At 71.7% G+C, this 18,134-nt stretch carries 17 protein-coding genes; 11 read left to right on the forward strand and 6 right to left on the reverse strand.

What is annotated here, in order from left to right:
- Nucleotides 1-4 precede the first annotated feature (4 nt).
- The 5 genes from AC3X7R_RS05055 to AC3X7R_RS05075 all read right to left on the reverse strand — a co-directional run bounded on the left by AC3X7R_RS05055 (nt 5) and on the right by AC3X7R_RS05075 (nt 3,933).
- A complete protein-coding gene (locus AC3X7R_RS05055) occupies nt 5-355 on the reverse strand; it encodes a hypothetical protein (RefSeq protein ID WP_489964476.1) in 351 nt (116 codons plus the stop codon).
- Nucleotides 355-747, reverse strand: coding sequence for a flagellar export chaperone FliS (gene fliS, locus AC3X7R_RS05060; RefSeq protein WP_489964477.1), 393 nt, complete (start codon nt 745-747; stop codon nt 355-357). The genes AC3X7R_RS05055 and fliS overlap by 1 nt, the downstream gene beginning before the upstream one ends.
- Nucleotides 744-2,069: a flagellar filament capping protein FliD gene (fliD, locus tag AC3X7R_RS05065; protein ID WP_489964478.1), complete on the reverse strand. Its 1,326-nt coding sequence runs from the start codon at nt 2,067-2,069 to the stop codon at nt 744-746. Before fliD ends, fliS begins: the two co-directional genes overlap by 4 nt.
- 95 nt (nt 2,070-2,164) lie before the next feature.
- Nucleotides 2,165-2,959 carry a flagellin N-terminal helical domain-containing protein gene (locus AC3X7R_RS05070; protein ID WP_489964479.1) on the reverse strand — a complete coding sequence of 265 codons (795 nt, stop codon included), beginning with the start codon at nt 2,957-2,959 and terminating at the stop codon, nt 2,165-2,167.
- Between the two features lie 140 nt (nt 2,960-3,099).
- The gene (locus AC3X7R_RS05075; protein WP_489965132.1) at nt 3,100-3,933 is read right to left on the reverse strand and encodes a sigma-70 family RNA polymerase sigma factor; all 834 of its coding nucleotides are present in this window, start codon (nt 3,931-3,933) and stop codon (nt 3,100-3,102) included.
- A gap of 284 nt (nt 3,934-4,217) precedes the next feature.
- On the opposite strand from AC3X7R_RS05075, the gene AC3X7R_RS05080 reads away from it, so the two are divergent.
- The 9 genes from AC3X7R_RS05080 to AC3X7R_RS05120 all read left to right on the forward strand — a co-directional run bounded on the left by AC3X7R_RS05080 (nt 4,218) and on the right by AC3X7R_RS05120 (nt 15,189).
- The gene (locus AC3X7R_RS05080) at nt 4,218-4,694 is read left to right on the forward strand and encodes a flagellar protein FlgN (protein ID WP_489964480.1); all 477 of its coding nucleotides are present in this window, start codon (nt 4,218-4,220) and stop codon (nt 4,692-4,694) included.
- A gap of 7 nt (nt 4,695-4,701) precedes the next feature.
- On the forward strand, nt 4,702-6,075 hold the full coding sequence (gene flgK, locus AC3X7R_RS05085) for a flagellar hook-associated protein FlgK (protein WP_489964481.1): 1,374 nt from the start codon (nt 4,702-4,704) through the stop codon (nt 6,073-6,075).
- Entirely contained in the window at nt 6,072-6,971 is a 900-nt protein-coding gene (gene flgL / locus AC3X7R_RS05090; RefSeq protein WP_489964482.1) for a flagellar hook-associated protein FlgL, read from the forward strand. Before flgK ends, flgL begins: the two co-directional genes overlap by 4 nt.
- Nucleotides 6,968-7,423, forward strand: a complete 456-nt coding sequence (fliW, locus tag AC3X7R_RS05095; protein ID WP_489964483.1) for a flagellar assembly protein FliW — start codon at nt 6,968-6,970, stop codon at nt 7,421-7,423. The genes flgL and fliW overlap by 4 nt, the downstream gene beginning before the upstream one ends.
- Nucleotides 7,424-7,465: 42 nt before the next feature.
- Nucleotides 7,466-7,702, forward strand: coding sequence for a carbon storage regulator CsrA (gene csrA / locus AC3X7R_RS05100; protein ID WP_489964484.1), 237 nt, complete (start codon nt 7,466-7,468; stop codon nt 7,700-7,702).
- A gap of 117 nt (nt 7,703-7,819) precedes the next feature.
- Entirely contained in the window at nt 7,820-10,003 is a 2,184-nt protein-coding gene (locus AC3X7R_RS05105; protein WP_489964485.1) for a chemotaxis protein CheW, read from the forward strand.
- A complete protein-coding gene (locus tag AC3X7R_RS05110) occupies nt 10,003-10,485 on the forward strand; it encodes a chemotaxis protein CheW (protein WP_489964486.1) in 483 nt (160 codons plus the stop codon). Before AC3X7R_RS05105 ends, AC3X7R_RS05110 begins: the two co-directional genes overlap by 1 nt.
- On the forward strand, nt 10,482-12,782 hold the full coding sequence (locus AC3X7R_RS05115; RefSeq protein WP_489964487.1) for a methyl-accepting chemotaxis protein: 2,301 nt from the start codon (nt 10,482-10,484) through the stop codon (nt 12,780-12,782). The genes AC3X7R_RS05110 and AC3X7R_RS05115 overlap by 4 nt, the downstream gene beginning before the upstream one ends.
- 67 nt (nt 12,783-12,849) lie before the next feature.
- On the forward strand, nt 12,850-15,189 hold the full coding sequence (locus tag AC3X7R_RS05120; protein ID WP_489964488.1) for a methyl-accepting chemotaxis protein: 2,340 nt from the start codon (nt 12,850-12,852) through the stop codon (nt 15,187-15,189).
- 58 nt (nt 15,190-15,247) lie between these two features.
- Here AC3X7R_RS05120 and AC3X7R_RS05125 read toward each other — a convergent pair whose 3' ends face one another.
- Nucleotides 15,248-15,889, reverse strand: a complete 642-nt coding sequence (locus AC3X7R_RS05125) for a response regulator (protein ID WP_489964489.1) — start codon at nt 15,887-15,889, stop codon at nt 15,248-15,250.
- Nucleotides 15,890-16,060: 171 nt separating this feature from the next.
- Here AC3X7R_RS05125 and AC3X7R_RS05130 point away from each other — a divergent pair, with 171 nt between their 5' ends.
- Together AC3X7R_RS05130 and AC3X7R_RS05135 are read left to right on the forward strand one after the other, a co-directional pair.
- Nucleotides 16,061-17,632, forward strand: a complete 1,572-nt coding sequence (locus tag AC3X7R_RS05130) for an MDR family MFS transporter (RefSeq protein WP_489964490.1) — start codon at nt 16,061-16,063, stop codon at nt 17,630-17,632.
- Nucleotides 17,629-18,117 (forward strand): MarR family winged helix-turn-helix transcriptional regulator, encoded by a 489-nt coding sequence (locus AC3X7R_RS05135; RefSeq protein ID WP_489964491.1) that lies wholly within the window; start codon nt 17,629-17,631, stop codon nt 18,115-18,117. Before AC3X7R_RS05130 ends, AC3X7R_RS05135 begins: the two co-directional genes overlap by 4 nt.
- Nucleotides 18,118-18,134 lie beyond the last annotated feature (17 nt).

Raw genomic sequence — 18,134 nt, forward strand, 5'->3', positions numbered from 1 at the left:
CGGGTCAGGCGGTGATGTCGAGGTACGCCGGCGCGGCGGGCCCCGCGGCGGTGGCGATGCTGACCCGGTCGGCGAACCCGCGTTGGCGCGCCAGGTCGGCCAGCGCCCGGGTGAGCTGCGTGCGCACCTCGTCCTGGCGGGCCAGCAACGTCTGGGCGCGCGCTGCGAGGTGCTCCGGGATCGGCCCGAGCGAGGGCGCGTGCCAGGCGGGGCGGGTGTGCCACGAGAGCAGCGCCTCGGTCGGGTCGGAGAGCAGCTGCTCGGTCCGACGGACGTCCTCCTCGAGGCGCTCGAGCTCGGCGACCCAGGCCGCGGTGCTCAGTCCGGTGGACGGGGTCTCAGCCGTGGTGCTCATCAGCTCGCGGCCGCCTGCTGGAGGGCCGCCTCGCGCCAGGTGGCGGCGAGCTGCTCGGCCAGGGCCAGGACGTGGCGGGTGGCGGCGGTGTCGCGACGGGTGTTGGCCAGGACCATCTGGCCGAACATCCAGTCGTAGAGGGAGGCCAGCCGGGGTGCGCCCTCCCAGGCGTCGGTGCGCAGGGTGGAGCGGAGCTCGACGACGATGTCCTGGGCGTGCAGCAGAAGCGTGTGGGCGGCCATGTGGTCGCCGGCGTCCTGGGCATCGGCGGCGCGACGGAGGTCGAGGGTCATCCGCTCGCAGAGCATGACGAGCAGCCGCTCGGGGCTCGCGGTGTTCACCGACGCGCCGAGGTAGGCGGCGCGGGCGTCGTTGGGGACCATGACGATCATCCGTTCCAGGAGGGGAGACTGCTGATCTGGCTGGCCAGCCAGCTGGACTGGCTGTTCATCTGGCTCAGGGCGGTCTCGAGGGCGGTGAACTGACGAGTGAGGGTGGTACGACGGAGCTCGAGGCGGGTGTCCCACTGCTCGACGGAGTCGTTGAGGCGCTTGATGCCGGCCTGACGGCCGGCGACCGCGCCGGAGAGGGTGCCGTCGAAGGCGTCGCTGGCCTTCTTGGCGACGTCCTGGACCCGGGACGCGAAGCCGCTGCCGGCTGAGCCGAGGGCTGCGGCCAGCTGCGCCGGGTCGGTCTCGTACGCCTTGGCCAGGGCCGTCTCGTCCAGGACGAGCTTGCCGTAGCGGTCGGTCTGGATGCCGAGGGCCGCGAGCGAGGTGCCGTCGCCCGGATAGACGGAGTCGAGCAGCGCCGTCCGGATCGAACGGACGGTGTTGTCCCCGGCCAGCAGGCCCTTCGCCGCCCCGCTTCCGCCCGAGGCGGTCAGGGAATCGATCTCCTTGAGGACGGCGTTGAGGTCGTCGACCAGGGACTTCACCGAGGCGGTGACGGCCGTGGCGTCCCGCGCGACCGTGAGCTCGGCGACGGTGCCGGCGGTGGCCGGGGGAGCGAGGGTCACCGAGACCCCGGGCATCAGGTCGGCGAAGGTGTTGGTCGAGGAGGTGGCGGTGATGCCGCCGAGGGAGACGGCGGCGTCCTGGCCGGCTCGTGCGGTGGCGCCGCCGAGCAGCTCCGAGCCGTCGAGGTTGGTGAGCGCGAAGTTCGAGGATTCACCGGTGGTCGTCGACTCCACGAGCAGCCGGTAGGAGCCGTCCGAGACGCGGACCGCGGTGGCGCGGACGCCGGTCTCGTTGGCGGGGTCGTTGAGCGCCGAGACGAGCCCCTGGAGGGTGCCGTCGGTCGCCAGGTCGAGGGGAGCAGCGCCGTCGAGCCGGTCGAGCCGCACGGTCGTCGATCCCGAGGTGACGGTGTCGGTGAGCGCGGCCGGGGCGGCGAAGGGCAGCTGGTGGGTGAGCGCGAGGCGCTCGACGGTGACCGAGAAGGAGGAGGCGGCCGTGGCGGCGGAGGCGGTGGCGCTCACGCCGGGAGCAGAGGAGGTGGCGGTCAGGGTGGACCAAGCCCCTGCCTTGCCGGTGTCGGCGGCCTTGGTCGCGAGCGCGGCGAGCTTGGTGTTGAGGCCCTGGAGCGCCTTGAGGGCGCTCTCCTCGGTGCGGACCCGGGTCTGCACGCGGGTCTTGCCGACGGTCTCCAGCTGCATGAGCTGGTCGACGATGCTGGCGCTGTCGAAGCCGGAAAGTCCGGAGACGCTGGCCACGGGGTCCTCCTCTCAACCAGGCCGGGTGCTGGATGCGGATGCTGAGACGGCGGCCGGTCGGGACACCGGAGTGCCCGACCGACCGCCGTCAGCCATCAGCGGAGCAGGGACAGGACGCCCTGGGGCGCCTGGTTGGCCTGCGCCAGCATCGCGGTGCCGGCCTGGGACAGGATCTGCGAACGGGTGAAGTTCATCATCTCCTGCGCCATGTCGGTGTCGCGGATCCGGCTCTCGGAGGCCGAGAGGTTCTCCACGGTCACGTTGATGTTGTTGATGGTGTGCTCGAAACGGTTCTGCACGGCACCGAGCTCGGCACGCTGAGCCGACACGTTCTCGATGGCGGTCTGCACGGCGGCGCTGCCGCCGGCGGCCGTCAGGGCGGTGGTGCCGGTGGTGAAGTCGGCGAGCGCGGTGCCCGAGATCGAGATCGTGTCGGTCGCGGCGTAACCGGTCTGGAAGGCCAGGGCGGTTCCGCCGAAGAGGTCAACACCGTTGAACTGGGTGTTCTCCTTGATCCGGGTGATCTCTTCGGTGAGCGCCCCGAACTCGGCCTCGATGGCCTCCTGCGACTTCGTGTTCTGCGTGCCGTTCTGGTACTGCACCGAGAGGTCGTTCATGCGCTGCAGCATGGAGTGGACCTCGGTGAGGGCACCTTCCGCGGTCTGGGCGACGGAGATGCCGTCCTGGGCGTTGCGAGCACCCATCTTCAGGCCGCCGATCTGCGAGCGCAGGCCCTCGGAGATCGCGAGACCGGCGGCGTCGTCGCCGGCCCGGTTGATGCGGAAACCGCTGGAGAGCTTCTCGAGCGACTTGGCCATCTGGCCGGACGTCGTGGAGAGGTTGCGGTAGGCCGACATTGCGTCGATGTTCTGGTTGATGCGAAGACTCATGATGGTTTCCTTCCTGGAATGGAGTCACGTGCTGGAGTCCGTCCGTGGACTCCGTTGGCGTTCTCATCGGCCCCCGTCGGACCGGCCTGAGGAATTGGCGAAAGTTTTTCGCGACTTCCCTGGCCCGGGGGCGAGTGGGCTCAGGCAGTCGCGTCCAGCACCGGCCGCGGGGCCGGGCGGCGGAGCGTGGCGGCGTGCCGCGCGGAGACGGCGGCGAAGTAGGACTCGCGGCGGCGTGCCGCGCAGCCCTCCGGCTTGGCGGCCGGCTTGACCAGGCCGGGCTCGAGCTCGCGGTGCAGCGCCTCGCGGAGCAGGCCGAGCGCCTCGGCGCGCAGCTGGGAGACGCGGGACTCGCTCACCCCGAGCTGCTCGGCGATCTCGGCCATCGGCCGCTCGTTGAGGAAGTAGTCGCTGACCACGACGCGCAGCCGCTCGGGGAGCTCGGCGACCGCCTCGATCATGTAGGTGAGGCGCTCCTTGTGCTCCAGCAGCTGCTCGGGGGTGGCGCCGTCTGCGGGCAGCAGCTCGTCGAGGGAGTCCTCGGGGGCGCCCTGGAGAGAGAGCACCTGGGCCCGGGCGATGTCGTCGTCGTTGGCGACGACCTCGTCGAGGGTCATCCCCATGGCGCTGGCGACCTCGGCGCTGCTCGGGACGCGGCCGAGGGTGGCGGCCATCCGGTGGCGGGTCTCGTCCAGGTCGCGGGCCCGGCGGCGCACCGAGCGGGAGGCCCAGTCGACGCTGCGCAGCTCGTCGAGCAGGGCACCTCGGATCCGGGTGGCGGCGTAGCGGGCGAACGGGACGCCGCGCTCGGCGTCGAAGGCGTGGGCGGCCTGGACCAGCGCGGCCAGTCCGGCCGACGTCAGGTCGTCGCGGGAGACGTGGGACGGCACCCGGCCTGCCATCTCACGGACGATGTGCCCGACCAGCGGCATCGTCGCCGTGATCAGCTCCTCGGTGGCCTGCCCGGCCTTCATCTCGCTCACAGGACGAGAGTCGTTCAGGGAAGCGCACCGTGTACCCACTATTGGGGATCAACCCTCCGGGTGTGCAGGAATGAGGACCTAGGTCCCGGGAGGGGATGGCCCGCTCCGGCTACCCCGGCGTAGGCCGAGTGGCGCGAAGGGTCCCGGAGACGCCGCTCGGAAAAGGCTCAGGTCACCCTCACCTCCGCCGATGGGAGGTCTCGAGGAGCTGCCCACCTCACTCGTCTCACACACGAAGCCCACCGCATCCAGCCCGACACCGAAGGGACCCGGTCATGGAGAAGCTCTCGCTCATCCTGTGGCGCGAGCGCGAGCTGCTGGAGACCCTGCTGTTCAAGCTGGAGGTCGAGCAGCTGGTGATGGCCACCGGTCGCACCAAGTGGCTGCTGCGCGCCGCCAAGGAGGTCGAGGCCGTCCTGGAGACGATCCGGCAGACCGAGGTGCTCCGCGCCGTCGCCGCCGACGAGGCGGCCGCCCAGGCGGGCCTGGCTCCCAACCCGAGCCTCCGGGCGCTGGCCGAGTCGGTCGCCGAGCCGTGGGCCTCCATCCTCGCCGACCACCGCGACGCTTTCGAGGCGATCACCCGCGAGGTCACCGCGATGGCCGAGGCCAACCGCGACCTGGTCACCGCCGGCATCCGCTCGGCGCGGGAGACCCTGCTGACCCTGGGCGAGGGGACCGAGGGGTACAGCGCCGACGGCACCGCCGTCGCCGCCGGCTCCCGCCGTCCGCTCTTCGACCGGAGCCTGTGAGCCGGCCATGAGCGGGACCTTCGCCTCCTTCAACACCGCGCTCAGCGCCCTGCGCTACAACCGCGTCGTGATGGACACCGCGAGCGGCAACATCGCCAACGCGGCCACCCCGGGCTACAACCGCCGACGGGTCGAGGGGGAGACGGTCGCCGCTCCGGCCCAGCCGGCCATGTGGTCGCGCTACGAGGGTGCCGGCGACGGCGTCCGGGTCGCGGACCTGCGCCGGATGACCGACCAGTTCCTCGACACCCGGGTGCGTCAGGAGCGCGCCACCCTGAGCTACCTCGACGTGCGCCGCACCACCTTGGAGCGGCTGGAGACCGGGGTCGCCGAGCCCGGTCCGAACGGCGTCTCCGCGGCGCTCGCCGACTTCCGCGCCAGCTGGCACGCCCTCTCCAACGCGCCCGGCTCCGACACCGCCCGCACCCAGGTGCTCACCGAGGCGCAGTCGCTGGCCGACTCGATCCGTACCCAGGCGGCCAACGTCGCCCGGGAGACCGCGGACGCGCGCACCCGGCTCGACGGGTCGGTCACCGAGGTCAACGGTGCCGCGGCCGAGCTGGCCGAGCTCAACCGGCAGATCGCGCAGCACGGCGCGGCCGGGGTGGACGTCAACGCCCTCCTCGACCGCCGCGACCAGGTCGCCACCGGTCTCGCCGAGCTCACCGGGGGGACCGCCACCGAGCGGGCCGACGGCGGGCTCGACATCAGCGTCGGCGGGATCCCGCTCGTCTCCGGCCGCCAGGCCGGCACCCTGGTGGCCAGCGCGCCCGGCACCGTGCCGGTCACCTTCGAGATCCGCGGGATCGGACCGAGCACCCCGGTGCCGGGAGGGATCCGCGGCGAGGTGGGGGCGGGAGCCGACCTGCTCAACGTCACGCTGCCCGCCTACGCGGCCGGGCTCGACGCCGTCGCCGCCCAGCTGGCCCAGGAGGTCAACGACCAGCAGGCCCAGGGGTTCGACCGGGCCGGCGGCGTCGGCGGCCCGCTCTTCGCCTACGACCCGACCCAGGGGGCGGCGTCGCTCCGGCTCGTCTCCACCGACCCCGGCCGCCTCGCGGCCTCCTCCCAGCCCGGCGCGCTGCTGGGCGACGTCGCCGCGGGCCAGGGCGCGGCCACCGAGGTCGAGTCCGCCTACCAGCGCCTGATCAACGGGCTCGGCACCGAGGTCTCCTCCGCCGGCCGCCAGGTGGTCAACCAGGCCTCCCTGGTCGCTCAGGTCGACGGGCAGCGTGAGCAGCTCTCGGGGGTGAGCCTCGACGAGGAGATGGTCTCCCTGATGTCCGCCCAGCGCGGCTACGAGGCCGCCTCGCGGGTGATGAACGCCGTGGACGCCATGCTCGACACCCTCATCAACCGGACAGGACTGGTCGGCCGATGACCATCACACGGGTCACCCAGAACATGATGACCCAGCGTTCGCTGGAGCAGCTGAACACCGGCCTCGCGCGCCTCTCCAAGCTGCAGGACCAGGTCTCCTCGGGCAAGGCGCTCACCCGCCCGTCGGACAACCCGGCCGACACGACCACCGCGATGCGGCTGCGCGGGCAGCTCACCGAGGCCGCCCAGCACCGGCGCAACGCCGAGGACGGGCAGGGCTGGCTCGCCGAGGTCGACACGGTGCTGCAGTCGATGATCACCCAGACCCGGCACGCTCGCGAGATCGGGGTCCAGGCCGCCAACCCCGGCGCCGTCAGCCCGAGCTCGCGCGAGGTGCTCGCCGCGGAGATCGAGCAGATCCGCGACTCGCTGGTCGCCCTGGCCAACACCAAGCACCAGGACCGCCCGGTGATGGGCGGCGTCACCGCCGGCAGGGACGCCTTCGAGCGGGTCGGCAACCAGGTCACCTACGTCGGCGTCCCCGGCGAGGTCACCCGCACCGTCGCCGAGGGCGTCAAGGTCCGCGTCGACCTCGACGCCCGCGCCACCCTGGGACCCGAGGGCGCCACCCTCTTCGACGACCTCACCGCCATGGCCGCCGCCGTCCGCACCGGGGACACCGCCGGGCTGCGCACCGGGCTCGACGCGCTGGCCGGCGACCTGGACCGGCTCGGCGTCGCCGTGATCGACGTGGGCAACCGGAGCGTCGCCCTGGACCGCGCCGTCGAGGCAGCCGAGGAGCGCGAGTTCGCGCTCACCAAGTCGCTGGTCGGCGTCGAGGACGTCGACCTCCCGAAGGCGATCATGGACCTGCAGATCCAGCAGACCGCCTACCAGGCGGCGCTCGCCGCCACCAGCCGCGTCATGCAGCCCAGCCTCATGGACTTCCTGCGATGACCGCGTCTGTCATGATCGGGCCGGACAGCCGGGCAGTGCCGAACCGGCAGGAGGAACGGAGCGTCGTGGACGAGATCCCGGTGATCGAGCTGGTCAACCCCATGCCCGGCTTCCCCGAGCACCGCCGCTTCGCGCTGGTCCGCCTCGACGAGGACGGGACACTCTGCGCGCTGCGCTCGGTGGAGGACCCGGAGCTCCGCTTCCTGGTCACCAGCCCGATCGCCTTCTTCCCCGACTACGCCCCGCTCGTCGACGACGACCTGGTCGACCAGCTCGGCATCACCGACGCCTCCGACGTGCTGGTCCTGGTGGTCCTCACCGCCGGCGCCAGCCTGGCCGAGACGACCGCCAACCTGCTGGCGCCGATCCTGGTCAACACCGTCACCCGGCGGGCCAGCCAGGTCATCCTGGACGACCCGGATCTCTCCGTCGCCACGCCGCTCGTCGCCTGAGTCCTCCCGTGCAGTCGCCCCGAGTGCCGTAGGGTCGTCCCCATGCTGGTGCTGAGCCGTCGTACGGGGGAGAGCGTCGTCCTGGGTGACGACATCACCGTGACGATCCTCGAGGTCCGCGGCGACGTCGTCCGGGTGGGCATCGACGCGCCGCGCTCGGTCAAGGTGCACCGGGCCGAGCTCCTCGCGGAGCTCGCCTCCAGCAACCAGTCGGCCGCCTCACCCCCCGAGGACGCCGTCGCCTCGCTCGCCGCGGCGATGCGCAAGCGCCAGGAGTGACGCGAGAGCACGACTGATCGGGGCGTACCCCTCAGTTCCGGCGCGCCGCGGCCGATGGATCCAGCGAGGCACTGCGCACCAGCGCGCCGTGCCAGAGCGCTGGGAGGAGGTCGCGTCATGGACGACGATGCCGAAATCATCGCCGAGTTCCTGGTCGAGAGCCACGAGAACCTCGACCAGCTCGACCGCGACCTCGTCGCGCTCGAGCAGCACCCCGGGACTCCCGAGCTGCTGGCCAGCATCTTCCGGACCATCCACACCATCAAGGGCACCAGCGGCTTCCTCGCGCTCCACCGGCTCGAGGCGCTGACCCACGTCGGGGAGAACCTGCTGGCCACCCTGCGTGACGGCGAGCGCACCATGACCAGCGAGGTCACCGGCGTCCTGCTCACCATGGTCGACGCGGTCCGCCGGCTCCTCGCCGCGGTCGAGGCCACCGGCTCCGACGTGGCCGGTGACGTCGACGTCGACTCCGTCGTCGCCGCGATCAAGGGCGTGCTCGGGGAGGGAGACGCGCAGGCCCCGGCTCCGTCCCCCGCCCAGCCGCAGCTCGCCGCCCTGCCTGCCGAGCCCGAGCCCGAGCCGGAGCCCGAGGCCGAGACCGAGGCGGCCCCGACTGCCGCCGCACCGGGCCGGTCGGCGGTCGACTCGACCGTCCGCGTCGACGTCGACCTCCTCGACAGCCTGGTCCAGCTGGTCGGCGAGCTGGTCCTGACCCGCAACCAGATCCTGCGCCGCACCGAGACCGAGCAGGACCTCGAGCTCGTCCGCGCCGCACAAAGGCTCGACCAGGTCGCCAGCGAGCTGCAGGAGGGTGTGATGCGCACCCGGATGCAGCCCATCGGGCACATCTGGTCGAAGATGCCGCGGGTGGTGCGCGACCTGGCCCACCAGCTCGAGCGCCAGGTGCAGCTGGACCTGGAAGGCCACGAGACCGAGCTCGACCGCTCCCTGCTCGAGGCGCTCAAGGACCCCCTGACCCACCTGGTCCGCAACGCGATCGACCACGGCATCGAGAGCCCGGCCGTCCGGCTCGCCGCCGGCAAGGCGGCGACCGGCCGGCTGCTGCTCCGGGCCCGGCACGTGAGCGGCCAGGTGGTCGTCGAGATCAGCGACGACGGCAAGGGCATCGACCCCGACGTCATCGGTGCCGCCGCGCTGGCCCGCGGTGTGGTCACCCGCGACGAGCTGGCGCGGATGGAGGAGCGCGAGGTGCTGGGGCTGGTCTTCGAGCCCGGCTTCTCGACCGCCTCGGTGGTCACCAACGTCTCGGGTCGCGGCGTCGGGATGGACGTGGTCCGCACCAACATCGAGCGGATCGGCGGCACCGTCGACGTGCAGAGCGTGATCGGCCAGGGCACCACCTGCCTGGTGCGGATCCCGCTGACCCTGGCGATCATCCCGGCGCTCCTGGTCCAGGAGGGGAGCGAGCGCTACGCCCTGCCCCAGGTCAGCCTGGTCGAGCTGGTGCGGGTGGAGGGCGCGGCGCTGACCTCCGACGTGGAGCTGGTGGCCGGCGCGCCGGTGCTGCGGCTCCGCGGCGAGCTGCTGCCGCTCGTCCCGCTCGGCTCGGCGCTCGGGGGCGGGGCGCCCGGACCCGCGTTGCCGCTCGACGAGCGCGACGGGATCACGGTGGTCGTGGTCCAGGCCGACGGCGTGCGCTACGGGCTCTGCGTCGCCGACGTGCACGACACCCAGGAGATCGTGGTCAAGCCGTTGGGCCGGCAGCTCAAGGCCCTGGGGATGTACGCCGGCGCCACCATCATGGGAGACGGCCGGGTGGCGCTGATCCTCGACGTGGCGGGGCTGGCCCGGCACCACGGCATCGCGGCGTCGCCGGTCTCCAAGGTCGAGGTCGCGGTCACGCGGCAGGAGACCACCGCGATGCTGGTGCTGGACGTGGTGGCCGGCCGGCGTGCGGCACTACCGCTCCAGGAGGTCTCCCGGCTGGAGGAGATCGAGGTCGCCCGCGTCGAGGGTGCCGGCCGGCTCGAGGCCGTGCAGTACCGCGACGGGATCCTGCCCCTGGTCCGGCTCTCCTCGCTCATCGGGCTGCCCGCCTCGGCCACCGCCGCCGAGCTCGAGCTGGAGGATCGCACCACCCTCTCGATCGTGGTCCACGAGGACGGCGAGCGCCGCGTCGGCCTCGTCATCGACCGCGTCGTCGACGTCTTCGACACCGTCCTGCGGCGCAGCGACGTGGGCCGACGCTCCGGCGTCCTGGGCTCGGCCGTCATCGACGGCCGGGTGACCGACCTGCTCGACCTGGAAGCGGTCGTGGCCGCGGCGGGAGTGGCCTGATGAGTGCCTCGACGACGTGGACGCCGCCCGACGTGGCGACGCAGTACTGCACCTTCGTGGTCGACGGGCTCCGCTTCGGCGTCCGGGTCCGGGAGGTGCAGGAGGTGCTGCGGTTCCAGCCGCTGACCCCGGTGCCGCTGGCCTCGGCCCAGGTGCGCGGCCTGCTCAACCTGCGCGGCCAGATCGTCACCGCGATCTGCCTGCGGCGCTGCCTGGACCGGCCGCTGGGCGAGCGGGAGGAGCTGCCCCTCAACGTGGTCGTCCGCTCCCGCGGCGAGGCGGCGAGCCTGCTCGTCGACGAGGTCGGCGACGTGGTGGACACCGCGGGTCACGACCTGCTGCCGGCTCCGGCCAACCTGCCCCCCGCCGTCCGCGACCTGCTCGAGGGCGTCATCGCCCTTCCCGACGAGATCCTGCTCGTCCTCGACGTCGACCGCACGGTCGACGTGCCGCTTGAGAGCCCCACCGGAGGAACGCCATGACCGACCTGCTCGCAGAGCCGACCGCCCTCGTCGAGTCGGAGGACCGGCCCGCTCCGGGGGCGCCGGCGATCGTGCAGCACGTGCTCGACGGGTTCCCCGCGGCCGTCCTGCTCGCCGACTCCCACCAGCGGGTCGCCTACGTCAACGAGAAGGCGCTCGAGGACCTGCGGCCGCTGGAGGCCTTCCTCCCGCTGCCTCTCGACCAGTGGGTCGGCGCCGAGGTCCGGCCCCTCTTCGCACTGCTGGGCGACGTGGGTCCCTTCGAACGGGTCTGGGGCGACCCGTCGCTCCTGCCCTTCGAGACGCAGGTCGAGATCGGCGACGAGGTCGCCGACCTCAGCATCACCGGCGTCACCTCCGACGGCGAGTTCGGCGGGGTGATGCTCTCCTGGATCAAGAAGACCGCGCAGGTGCGCGAGCAGCGCAAGTTCGCGCGCGTCCACGCGATGCTGGAGAACTCCCCGACCAAGATGATGTTCGCCAACGCCGAGGGGATCATCACCTACCTCAACCCGGCGTCGCTGCAGGCCCTCGAAAGGCTCGTGGAGCACATGGTCGTGCGGCCCGAGGAGCTGGTCGGCGTCCCGCTCGCGATGATCTACGAGGAGCAGGACGCCCAGCGGGCCGGCCTGCTCGACCCCAAGGGCACCCTGGCGCGGTCCGAGGAGCAGCTGAAGAAGGTGCAGTCGACCAGGCACCGGATCGGGCCGGAGACCCTCGACGGCACGATCACCGAGATGTTCGACGACGAGGGGCACCGCCTCGGCTTCCTGCTCACCTGGGACGTGGTCACCGAGAAGCTGCAGATCGAGCGGGACCGCGAGCAGGCGATGGCCGACACCGCGGCGATGAACCACGTCCTCGGGCTGCTGGGCGCCGCCACGTCGGTGGACGAGGCGATCGAGCAGACGCTGGAGGCAGTCCGCCAGGAGTTCCGGTGGGCTGCCGGGACGGCGTGGCGGGTGGATCCCGAGATCTCCCGGCTGCGGCTCGCCAAGGTGGTCGGGCACATCCCCCCCGAGATGCTGCGCGAGTTCTCCGGCACCACCCTCGCCCGCGGCGAGGGGATGGCCGGCAAGCTGTGGGCCAGCGGCGAGGTCCACAAGGAGATCGACCGCTCCGACATCCCGGCCGGCATCCTCGCCCGGTGGCCCGACCTCCCCACTCCTTCCGCGGTGGGCTTCGCGGTCCGGGCGGAGCGTGAGGTGGTCGCCACCATGGAGTTCTTCGCCGACGCGCCCATGGTCCTCAACGAGCAGCGCCTCGGCACCCTGCGCAACATCAGTGACCTGGTCTCGCAGGCGGTGGCGCGGATCCAGCGTGACGAGGCGGACCGGGCGGCGGCCGCGGAGCTGGCGGGGAAGGTGGACCTGGTGCTCGATGTGGTCCGCGCGGCCGGTGAGGGGGATCTGACGCGGGAGATGCCGGTGACCGGTGATGACGCGATCGGTCAGCTGGCCCAGGGTCTGGGTGAGGTGCTGACGACGTTGCGTGGGTCGTTGGGTGACATCGGTGGGACGGCGGATGCGTTGGCGGTGGCGGCTGAGCAGCTGTCGTCGTTGTCGCAGGGGATGGGGGAGGGGGCGATCCTGACCTCGGAGCGGGCGGGGAGTGCCTCGGGTGCCTCGGTGCAGGTCTCGGCGTCGATCCAGACGGTGGCCACGGCTGCGGAGGAGATGACGGCCTCGATCCGGGAGATCGCGAAGAACGCGACGGAGGCGGCGACGGTGGCCACGACCGCGGTGGGGGTGGCGTCGTCGGCGCAGGGGACGGTGGCGAGCCTGGGTGAGTCGAGTGCGGAGATCGGGAAGGTGATCAAGGTGATCACCTCGATCGCGCAGCAGACGAACCTGTTGGCGCTCAACGCCACGATCGAGGCGGCTCGGGCCGGTGATGCGGGCAAGGGGTTCGCGGTGGTGGCCAACGAGGTCAAGGAGCTGGCGAAGGAGACTGCGCGGGCGACGGAGGACATCGGTCAGAAGATCGAGGCGATCCAGTCCGACACGCGGGGTGCGGTGACGGCGATCGCGGAGATCACCGACGTGATCAGCCGGATCAACGACATCCAGACCACGATCGCCTCGGCGGTGGAGGAGCAGACGGCCACCACCAACGCCATCGGCCGCAACGTCGGCGACGCCGCGGCCGGCGCGGGCGCCATCTCGGCCGACGTCTCCCAGGTCGCCGCCGCGGCCGAGGACACCCGCCAGGGGGCCAGCAACACCATGGCCGCCGCCACCGATCTGGCTGCCATCGCCGGCCAGCTGCGCGACCTCGTCGGTCGCTTCAAGGTCTGAGCGTCACCGTGACGCCCTCGACCACGCGCCGTAGCCCGAGCTCGACCCAGATCCGTGGAGGAACCCGATGACCGATCTCGCCGCTCCGGCCCAGCTGAACGGGACCGGTGACCACGACTCGCTCCTCCTCGAGACGACCGAGCCTGCGGTCCTGCCGCAGGACGTGCTGGAGACCACCGCCCAGGAGCGCGAGCTTCTCGACGCGATGCCGGCGCGGGTCTTCCTCACCGACCGGAACCGCCGGATCCGCTACGCGAACAAGAAGGCCGTCGAGGAGCTCCGGCCGGTCGAGGAGTTCATGCCCTACAAGGTCGACGAGATGGTGGGAGCCGACGTCAAGCCGCTCTTCGCCTTCATCGGCGACGTCGACAAGGTCGAGTACTACTGGGAGAACCACCACGAGCTCCCGTACCAGAACCAGCTGATGATCGGCGCCGAGTACGCCGACATGACGGTGAGCGCCATCTACCGCGAGGACGGCGAGTTCAACGGGGTGATGGTGGCCTGGGTCTACGTCAGCGACCGGGTCAGGGCCGAGCGCCGCCTGCACCGGGCCAACGCGATGATGGAGAGCTCCCCGCTGCCGCTGATGTACGCCGACCGCAAGCGGGTGATCACCTACATGAACCCGGCGGCGGTCGAGACGATGCGCCGCCTCGAGCCCTACATGCCGATCACCGCCGAGGAGATGGTGGGCCTCAGCGTCGACATCCTGGCCACCGGCACCGAGCAGACCGAGACCGCCCACGGACAGGCCGACATCGACGAGCTGCGCCTGGAGAACCTGCCCCTGCGCGCCGAGCGCCGGGTGGGTCCGGAGACGCTCGACGTGCTCTTCTCCGCGATCTACAACAGCGACGGTGACTACGTCGGGATGATGGTCACCTGCGAGCTGGTGACCGAGAAGCTCCAGGTCGAGCAGGAGGCCCTCCAGGCAGCCTCCGACACCGCGGCCGTCAACCAGGTGCTGGAGGCGCTGAGCGCGGTCACCACGGTCGAGGAGGCGATCAGCCGCACCCAGCAGGTGGTCTGCCAGGAGTTCACCTGGCAGTACGCGTCCGCGTGGCGGGTCGACTCGGCAGCGGACCGGCTCGTCTTCGCCTCGGCCTCCGGGGACATCAGCGACGAGGTCGCCCGGCTCCTGCACCGCAGCACCTTCCTCCGCGGGTCCGGCCTCCCCGGCCGCACCTGGGCGGAGGACGACGTCGTCCTCACCGCGGCCTCGAGCCTCCCGGAGCTCTTCACCGGACTCATGCGCGACCACGGGGTCGAGCTCAGGTCCGGGGTCAGCCTGCCGGTGCGCGGTGTCGGCGGGATCGTGGCCACGCTCGACTTCTTCAGCTGCCGGGAGGCCGAGCTGACCCACCAGCGGCTGGAGACCCTGCGCAACATCAGTGACCTGGTCTCGCAGGCGGTGGCGCGGATCCAGCGTGACGAGGCGGACCGGGCGGCGGCCGCGGAGCTGGCGGGGAAGGTGGACCTGGTGCTCGATGTGGTCCGCGCGGCCGGTGAGGGGGATCTGACGCGGGAGATGCCGGTGACCGGTGATGACGCGATCGGTCAGCTGGCCCAGGGTCTGGGTGAGGTGCTGACGACGTTGCGTGGGTCGTTGGGTGACATCGGTGGGACGGCGGATGCGTTGGCGGTGGCGGCTGAGCAGCTGTCGTCGTTGTCGCAGGGGATGGGGGAGGGGGCGATCCTGACCTCGGAGCGGGCGGGGAGTGCCTCGGGTGCCTCGGTGCAGGTCTCGGCGTCGATCCAGACGGTGGCCACGGCTGCGGAGGAGATGACGGCCTCGATCCGGGAGATCGCGAAGAACGCGACGGAGGCGGCGACGGTGGCCACGACCGCGGTGGGGGTGGCGTCGTCGGCGCAGGGGACGGTGGCGAGCCTGGGTGAGTCGAGTGCGGAGATCGGGAAGGTGATCAAGGTGATCACCTCGATCGCGCAGCAGACGAACCTGTTGGCGCTCAACGCCACGATCGAGGCGGCTCGGGCCGGTGATGCGGGCAAGGGGTTCGCGGTGGTGGCCAACGAGGTCAAGGAGCTGGCGAAGGAGACTGCGCGGGCGACGGAGGACATCGGTCAGAAGATCGAGGCGATCCAGTCCGACACGCGGGGTGCGGTGACGGCGATCGCGGAGATCACCGACGTGATCAGCCGGATCAACGACATCCAGACCACGATCGCCTCGGCGGTGGAGGAGCAGACGGCCACCACCAACGAGATCGCCCGCAGCGTCACCGACGCCGCCACCGGTGCGACCGGCATCTCGGCCGACGTCTCCCAGGTCGCCGCCGCGGCCGAGGACACCCGCCAGGGCGTCAACGACGCCATGCAGGCCGCCCACAACCTGGCCTCGATGGCCGCCCAGCTGAAGGCGCGGGTCTCCACGTTCACCCTGTGAGGGTGCCGGGCCGGGCCCCGTGTGGGGTGGGGCCCGCCCGGCAGCGGTCCTGGACGGCTCAGCCGCGCATGCGTTCGGCGAGCACGGCCGCCTGGGTGCGACGTTGCACACCGAGCTTGGCCAGCACCGAGGTGACGTTGTTCTTGATGGTCTTCTCGGAGAGGAAGAGCCGCTCGCCGATCTGCCGGTTGGTCAGGCCCTCGCCGATGAGCTCCAGGATGCGTGACTCCTGGGCGGTGAGCTTGGCCAGCCCCTCGTCGGGCTCCGCCCTGCTCCGCTCGCGCATCCGCTCCATCATCCTGGCGGCGACCGCGGGCGCCACCAGCGACTGCCCGGCCGCCACCTTGCGGATGCCCTCGAGCAGCGAGTCCGCGCCGATCTCCTTGAGCACGTAGCCGGCGACGCCGGCCGAGAAGGCGGCGGAGAGCGTGGCGTCGTCGTCGTAGCTGCTCAGCATCAGGCTGCGGACCCCCGGAGCGCGGTCACGGAGCCCGCGGACGACGTCGACCCCGGAGCCGTCCGGGAGCCGGGCGTCCACGAGTGCCACGTCGGGGTGTTCGGTCAGCATCGCGGCGAGTCCCTCGCGGGCGGTGCCCGCCTCTCCGACGACGGTGATGTCGTCCTCGCCCTCGAGGAGGGTGCGCAGACCCCGCCGCACGATCTCGTGGTCGTCGAGCACGAAGACCCGGATGTTCGCCATGGCCTCTTGATACCCGACGCCGTGGGTCAGGAGAGACCAAAGTGTCGAACGCGAAGCCTGTCCCGCCGGATGGCCGGATCGCGGGGTCGAGGAATAAAGTTGCCCCCGGCAACCTTCTGCTCCGAGCCGGTCCCGTCGGGCCGGTTCCACCTCCCCGATCGGAAGTGATCAGTGACTGACTCCCCCCAGATGACGCACCGCCAGGTGCTCGAGGCCCTGACCGGCCTCCTGCTGGCGATGTTCGTGGCCATGCTGTCCAGCACCGTCGTCTCCAACGCCCTGCCGGCGATCGTCGCCGACCTCGAGGGCAGCCAGACCGGCTACACCTGGGTCGTGGTGGCCACGCTGCTGACGATGACCGCGACGACCCCCATCTGGGGCAAGCTCGCCGACCTCTTCGACCAGAAGGTCCTGGTCCAGGCGGCCCTGGTCATCTTCTCCATCGGCTCCCTGGCTGCCGGGTTCGCGCCCTCCATGGAGGTGCTCATCGGGGCTCGCGCCTTCCAGGGCCTCGGCGTCGGCGGCCTCACCGCGCTGGTGCAGGTCGTCATCGCGAGCATGGTGAGCCCCCGCGAGCGGGGCCGGTACGCCGGCTACATCGGCTCGGTCTTCGCCCTCTCCACCGTGAGCGGACCGCTGATCGGCGGTGTGCTGGTCGACACCCTCGGGTGGCGCTGGTGCTTCTTCGTGGGACTGCCGGTCGCCGTGGCCGCCTTCATCGTGCTGCAGAAGACGCTCCGCCTGCCGCGTGCCCCGAAGCGCAAGGTGCGGATCGACTACCTCGGCGCCACGCTGATCATGGCGGGTGTCTCGCTCCTGCTGGTCTGGGTCAGCCTGGCCGGCTCGCAGTTCGCGTGGCTCTCCACCACCACCGCTCTCCTCGTGGGCGGCGGTCTCGTGCTCGTCGTCGCCGCGGTCGTCGTGGAGATCAAGGTGGCCTCCGAGCCCGTCATCCCGATGCGGCTGTTCCGCGACCGGACCACGAGCCTGGCCACCGCGGCCTCGGTGCTGATCGGGGTCGCCATGTTCGGCTCCACGGTCTACCTCAGCCAGTACTTCCAGCTCGCCCGCGGCATGTCGCCGACGCGGGCCGGCCTGATGTCGATCGCCATGGTCGGCGGCCTCCTGGTCTCCAGCATCGTCTCCGGAAAGGTCATCAGCGACACCGGCCGCTGGAAGAGGTTCCTGGTGGGCGGCATGGTCGGGGTCATCCTCGGGCTCTCGCTCCTCTCCACCATCGACAAGTCCACCCCCCTGGTGTGGGTCGGCGTCTACATGGCCGTCCTCGGGCTCGGCATCGGCGCCACCATGCAGAACCTGGTGCTGGCGGTGCAGAACAACACCTCCAGCGCCGACATGGGCGCTGCCTCCTCGCTGGTGGCCTTCTTCCGCTCCATCGGCGGCTCGGCCGGCGTCTCGGCGCTGGGTGCCGTCCTGGCCCACCAGGTCGCCGACGAGGTCCAGGCCGGGTTCGCGAAGCTCGGCATCCGGGGAGGGGAGGAGTCCAGCCACTCGATCCCCGACCTCGACACCCTGCCCGGTCCGGTCCGGGAGGTCTTCCAGGCCGCGTTCGGCGAGGCGTCGGCCCACCTCTTCCTGGTGGCCGTGCCGTTCGCCGTGGTCGCCCTCGTCTGCGTGCTGCTGATCAAGGAGGTCCCGCTGCGCGAGACCATCCGTCGCGAGGACGAGCTCGCCCCCGAGGTCCGCGCCGAGCTCGAGCTCGTCCAGGAGCGCCGGCCGTGACCGACCCGTCGGGCTCCCTGGCGGAGCACGAGTCCCCGGTGCAGACCGCCACCCTCGACGCGCTGGAGCGCGAGGTGGGGATCCTGCTCCGACGGGCCCGACGGGCCATCACCCTGCGCGCCCGGCTGGTCGACCCCGGCCTGCACCCGGCGGCCTACCTGATGCTGAGGCTGCTGATCGAGCGCGGGCCGCTGCGCCCCTCGGTGATCGCCGACTTCCTCGACCTCGACAAGGGGGCGGTGAGCCGGCAGGTCCAGCAGCTGGTCGACCTGGGTCTCGTCGTCCGCGAGGTCGACCCCGACGACCGGCGGGCCAGCATCCTGACGCCCACCGCCGAGGCGCGGCGCGGCATGGAGGAGGTCGGGCGGGCCCGCCAGGAGCGCCTCCGGGAGCGCCTGGGGGAGTGGCACGACGGAGCCCTCACGGACTTCGTCACCCGCCTCCAGCGCTACAACGAGGCCCTGGAGCGCCCGCACTCGGAGTGAGCGTCGTGGGGGCTCGC

It is taken from the genome of Nocardioides sp. Z22_16 (genome assembly GCF_058134365.1).

Excerpts from the sequence above, each read along its gene's own strand:
- AC3X7R_RS05125 (WP_489964489.1), bottom strand. The coding sequence starts at position 15,889 with ATGGCGAACATCCGGGTCTTCGTGCTCGACGACCACGAGATCGTGCGG.
- flgL (WP_489964482.1), top strand. The coding sequence starts at position 6,072 with ATGACCATCACACGGGTCACCCAGAACATGATGACCCAGCGTTCGCTG.
- AC3X7R_RS05110 (WP_489964486.1), top strand. The coding sequence starts at position 10,003 with ATGAGTGCCTCGACGACGTGGACGCCGCCCGACGTGGCGACGCAGTAC.
- AC3X7R_RS05075 (WP_489965132.1), bottom strand. The coding sequence starts at position 3,933 with ATGAAGGCCGGGCAGGCCACCGAGGAGCTGATCACGGCGACGATGCCG.
- csrA (WP_489964484.1), top strand. The coding sequence starts at position 7,466 with ATGCTGGTGCTGAGCCGTCGTACGGGGGAGAGCGTCGTCCTGGGTGAC.
- AC3X7R_RS05105 (WP_489964485.1), top strand. The coding sequence starts at position 7,820 with ATGGACGACGATGCCGAAATCATCGCCGAGTTCCTGGTCGAGAGCCAC.
- AC3X7R_RS05120 (WP_489964488.1), top strand. The coding sequence starts at position 12,850 with ATGACCGATCTCGCCGCTCCGGCCCAGCTGAACGGGACCGGTGACCAC.
- AC3X7R_RS05115 (WP_489964487.1), top strand. The coding sequence starts at position 10,482 with ATGACCGACCTGCTCGCAGAGCCGACCGCCCTCGTCGAGTCGGAGGAC.
- AC3X7R_RS05070 (WP_489964479.1), bottom strand. The coding sequence starts at position 2,959 with ATGAGTCTTCGCATCAACCAGAACATCGACGCAATGTCGGCCTACCGC.
- fliS (WP_489964477.1), bottom strand. The coding sequence starts at position 747 with ATGATCGTCATGGTCCCCAACGACGCCCGCGCCGCCTACCTCGGCGCG.
- AC3X7R_RS05080 (WP_489964480.1), top strand. The coding sequence starts at position 4,218 with ATGGAGAAGCTCTCGCTCATCCTGTGGCGCGAGCGCGAGCTGCTGGAG.
- AC3X7R_RS05055 (WP_489964476.1), bottom strand. The coding sequence starts at position 355 with ATGAGCACCACGGCTGAGACCCCGTCCACCGGACTGAGCACCGCGGCC.
- fliW (WP_489964483.1), top strand. The coding sequence starts at position 6,968 with ATGACCGCGTCTGTCATGATCGGGCCGGACAGCCGGGCAGTGCCGAAC.
- flgK (WP_489964481.1), top strand. The coding sequence starts at position 4,702 with ATGAGCGGGACCTTCGCCTCCTTCAACACCGCGCTCAGCGCCCTGCGC.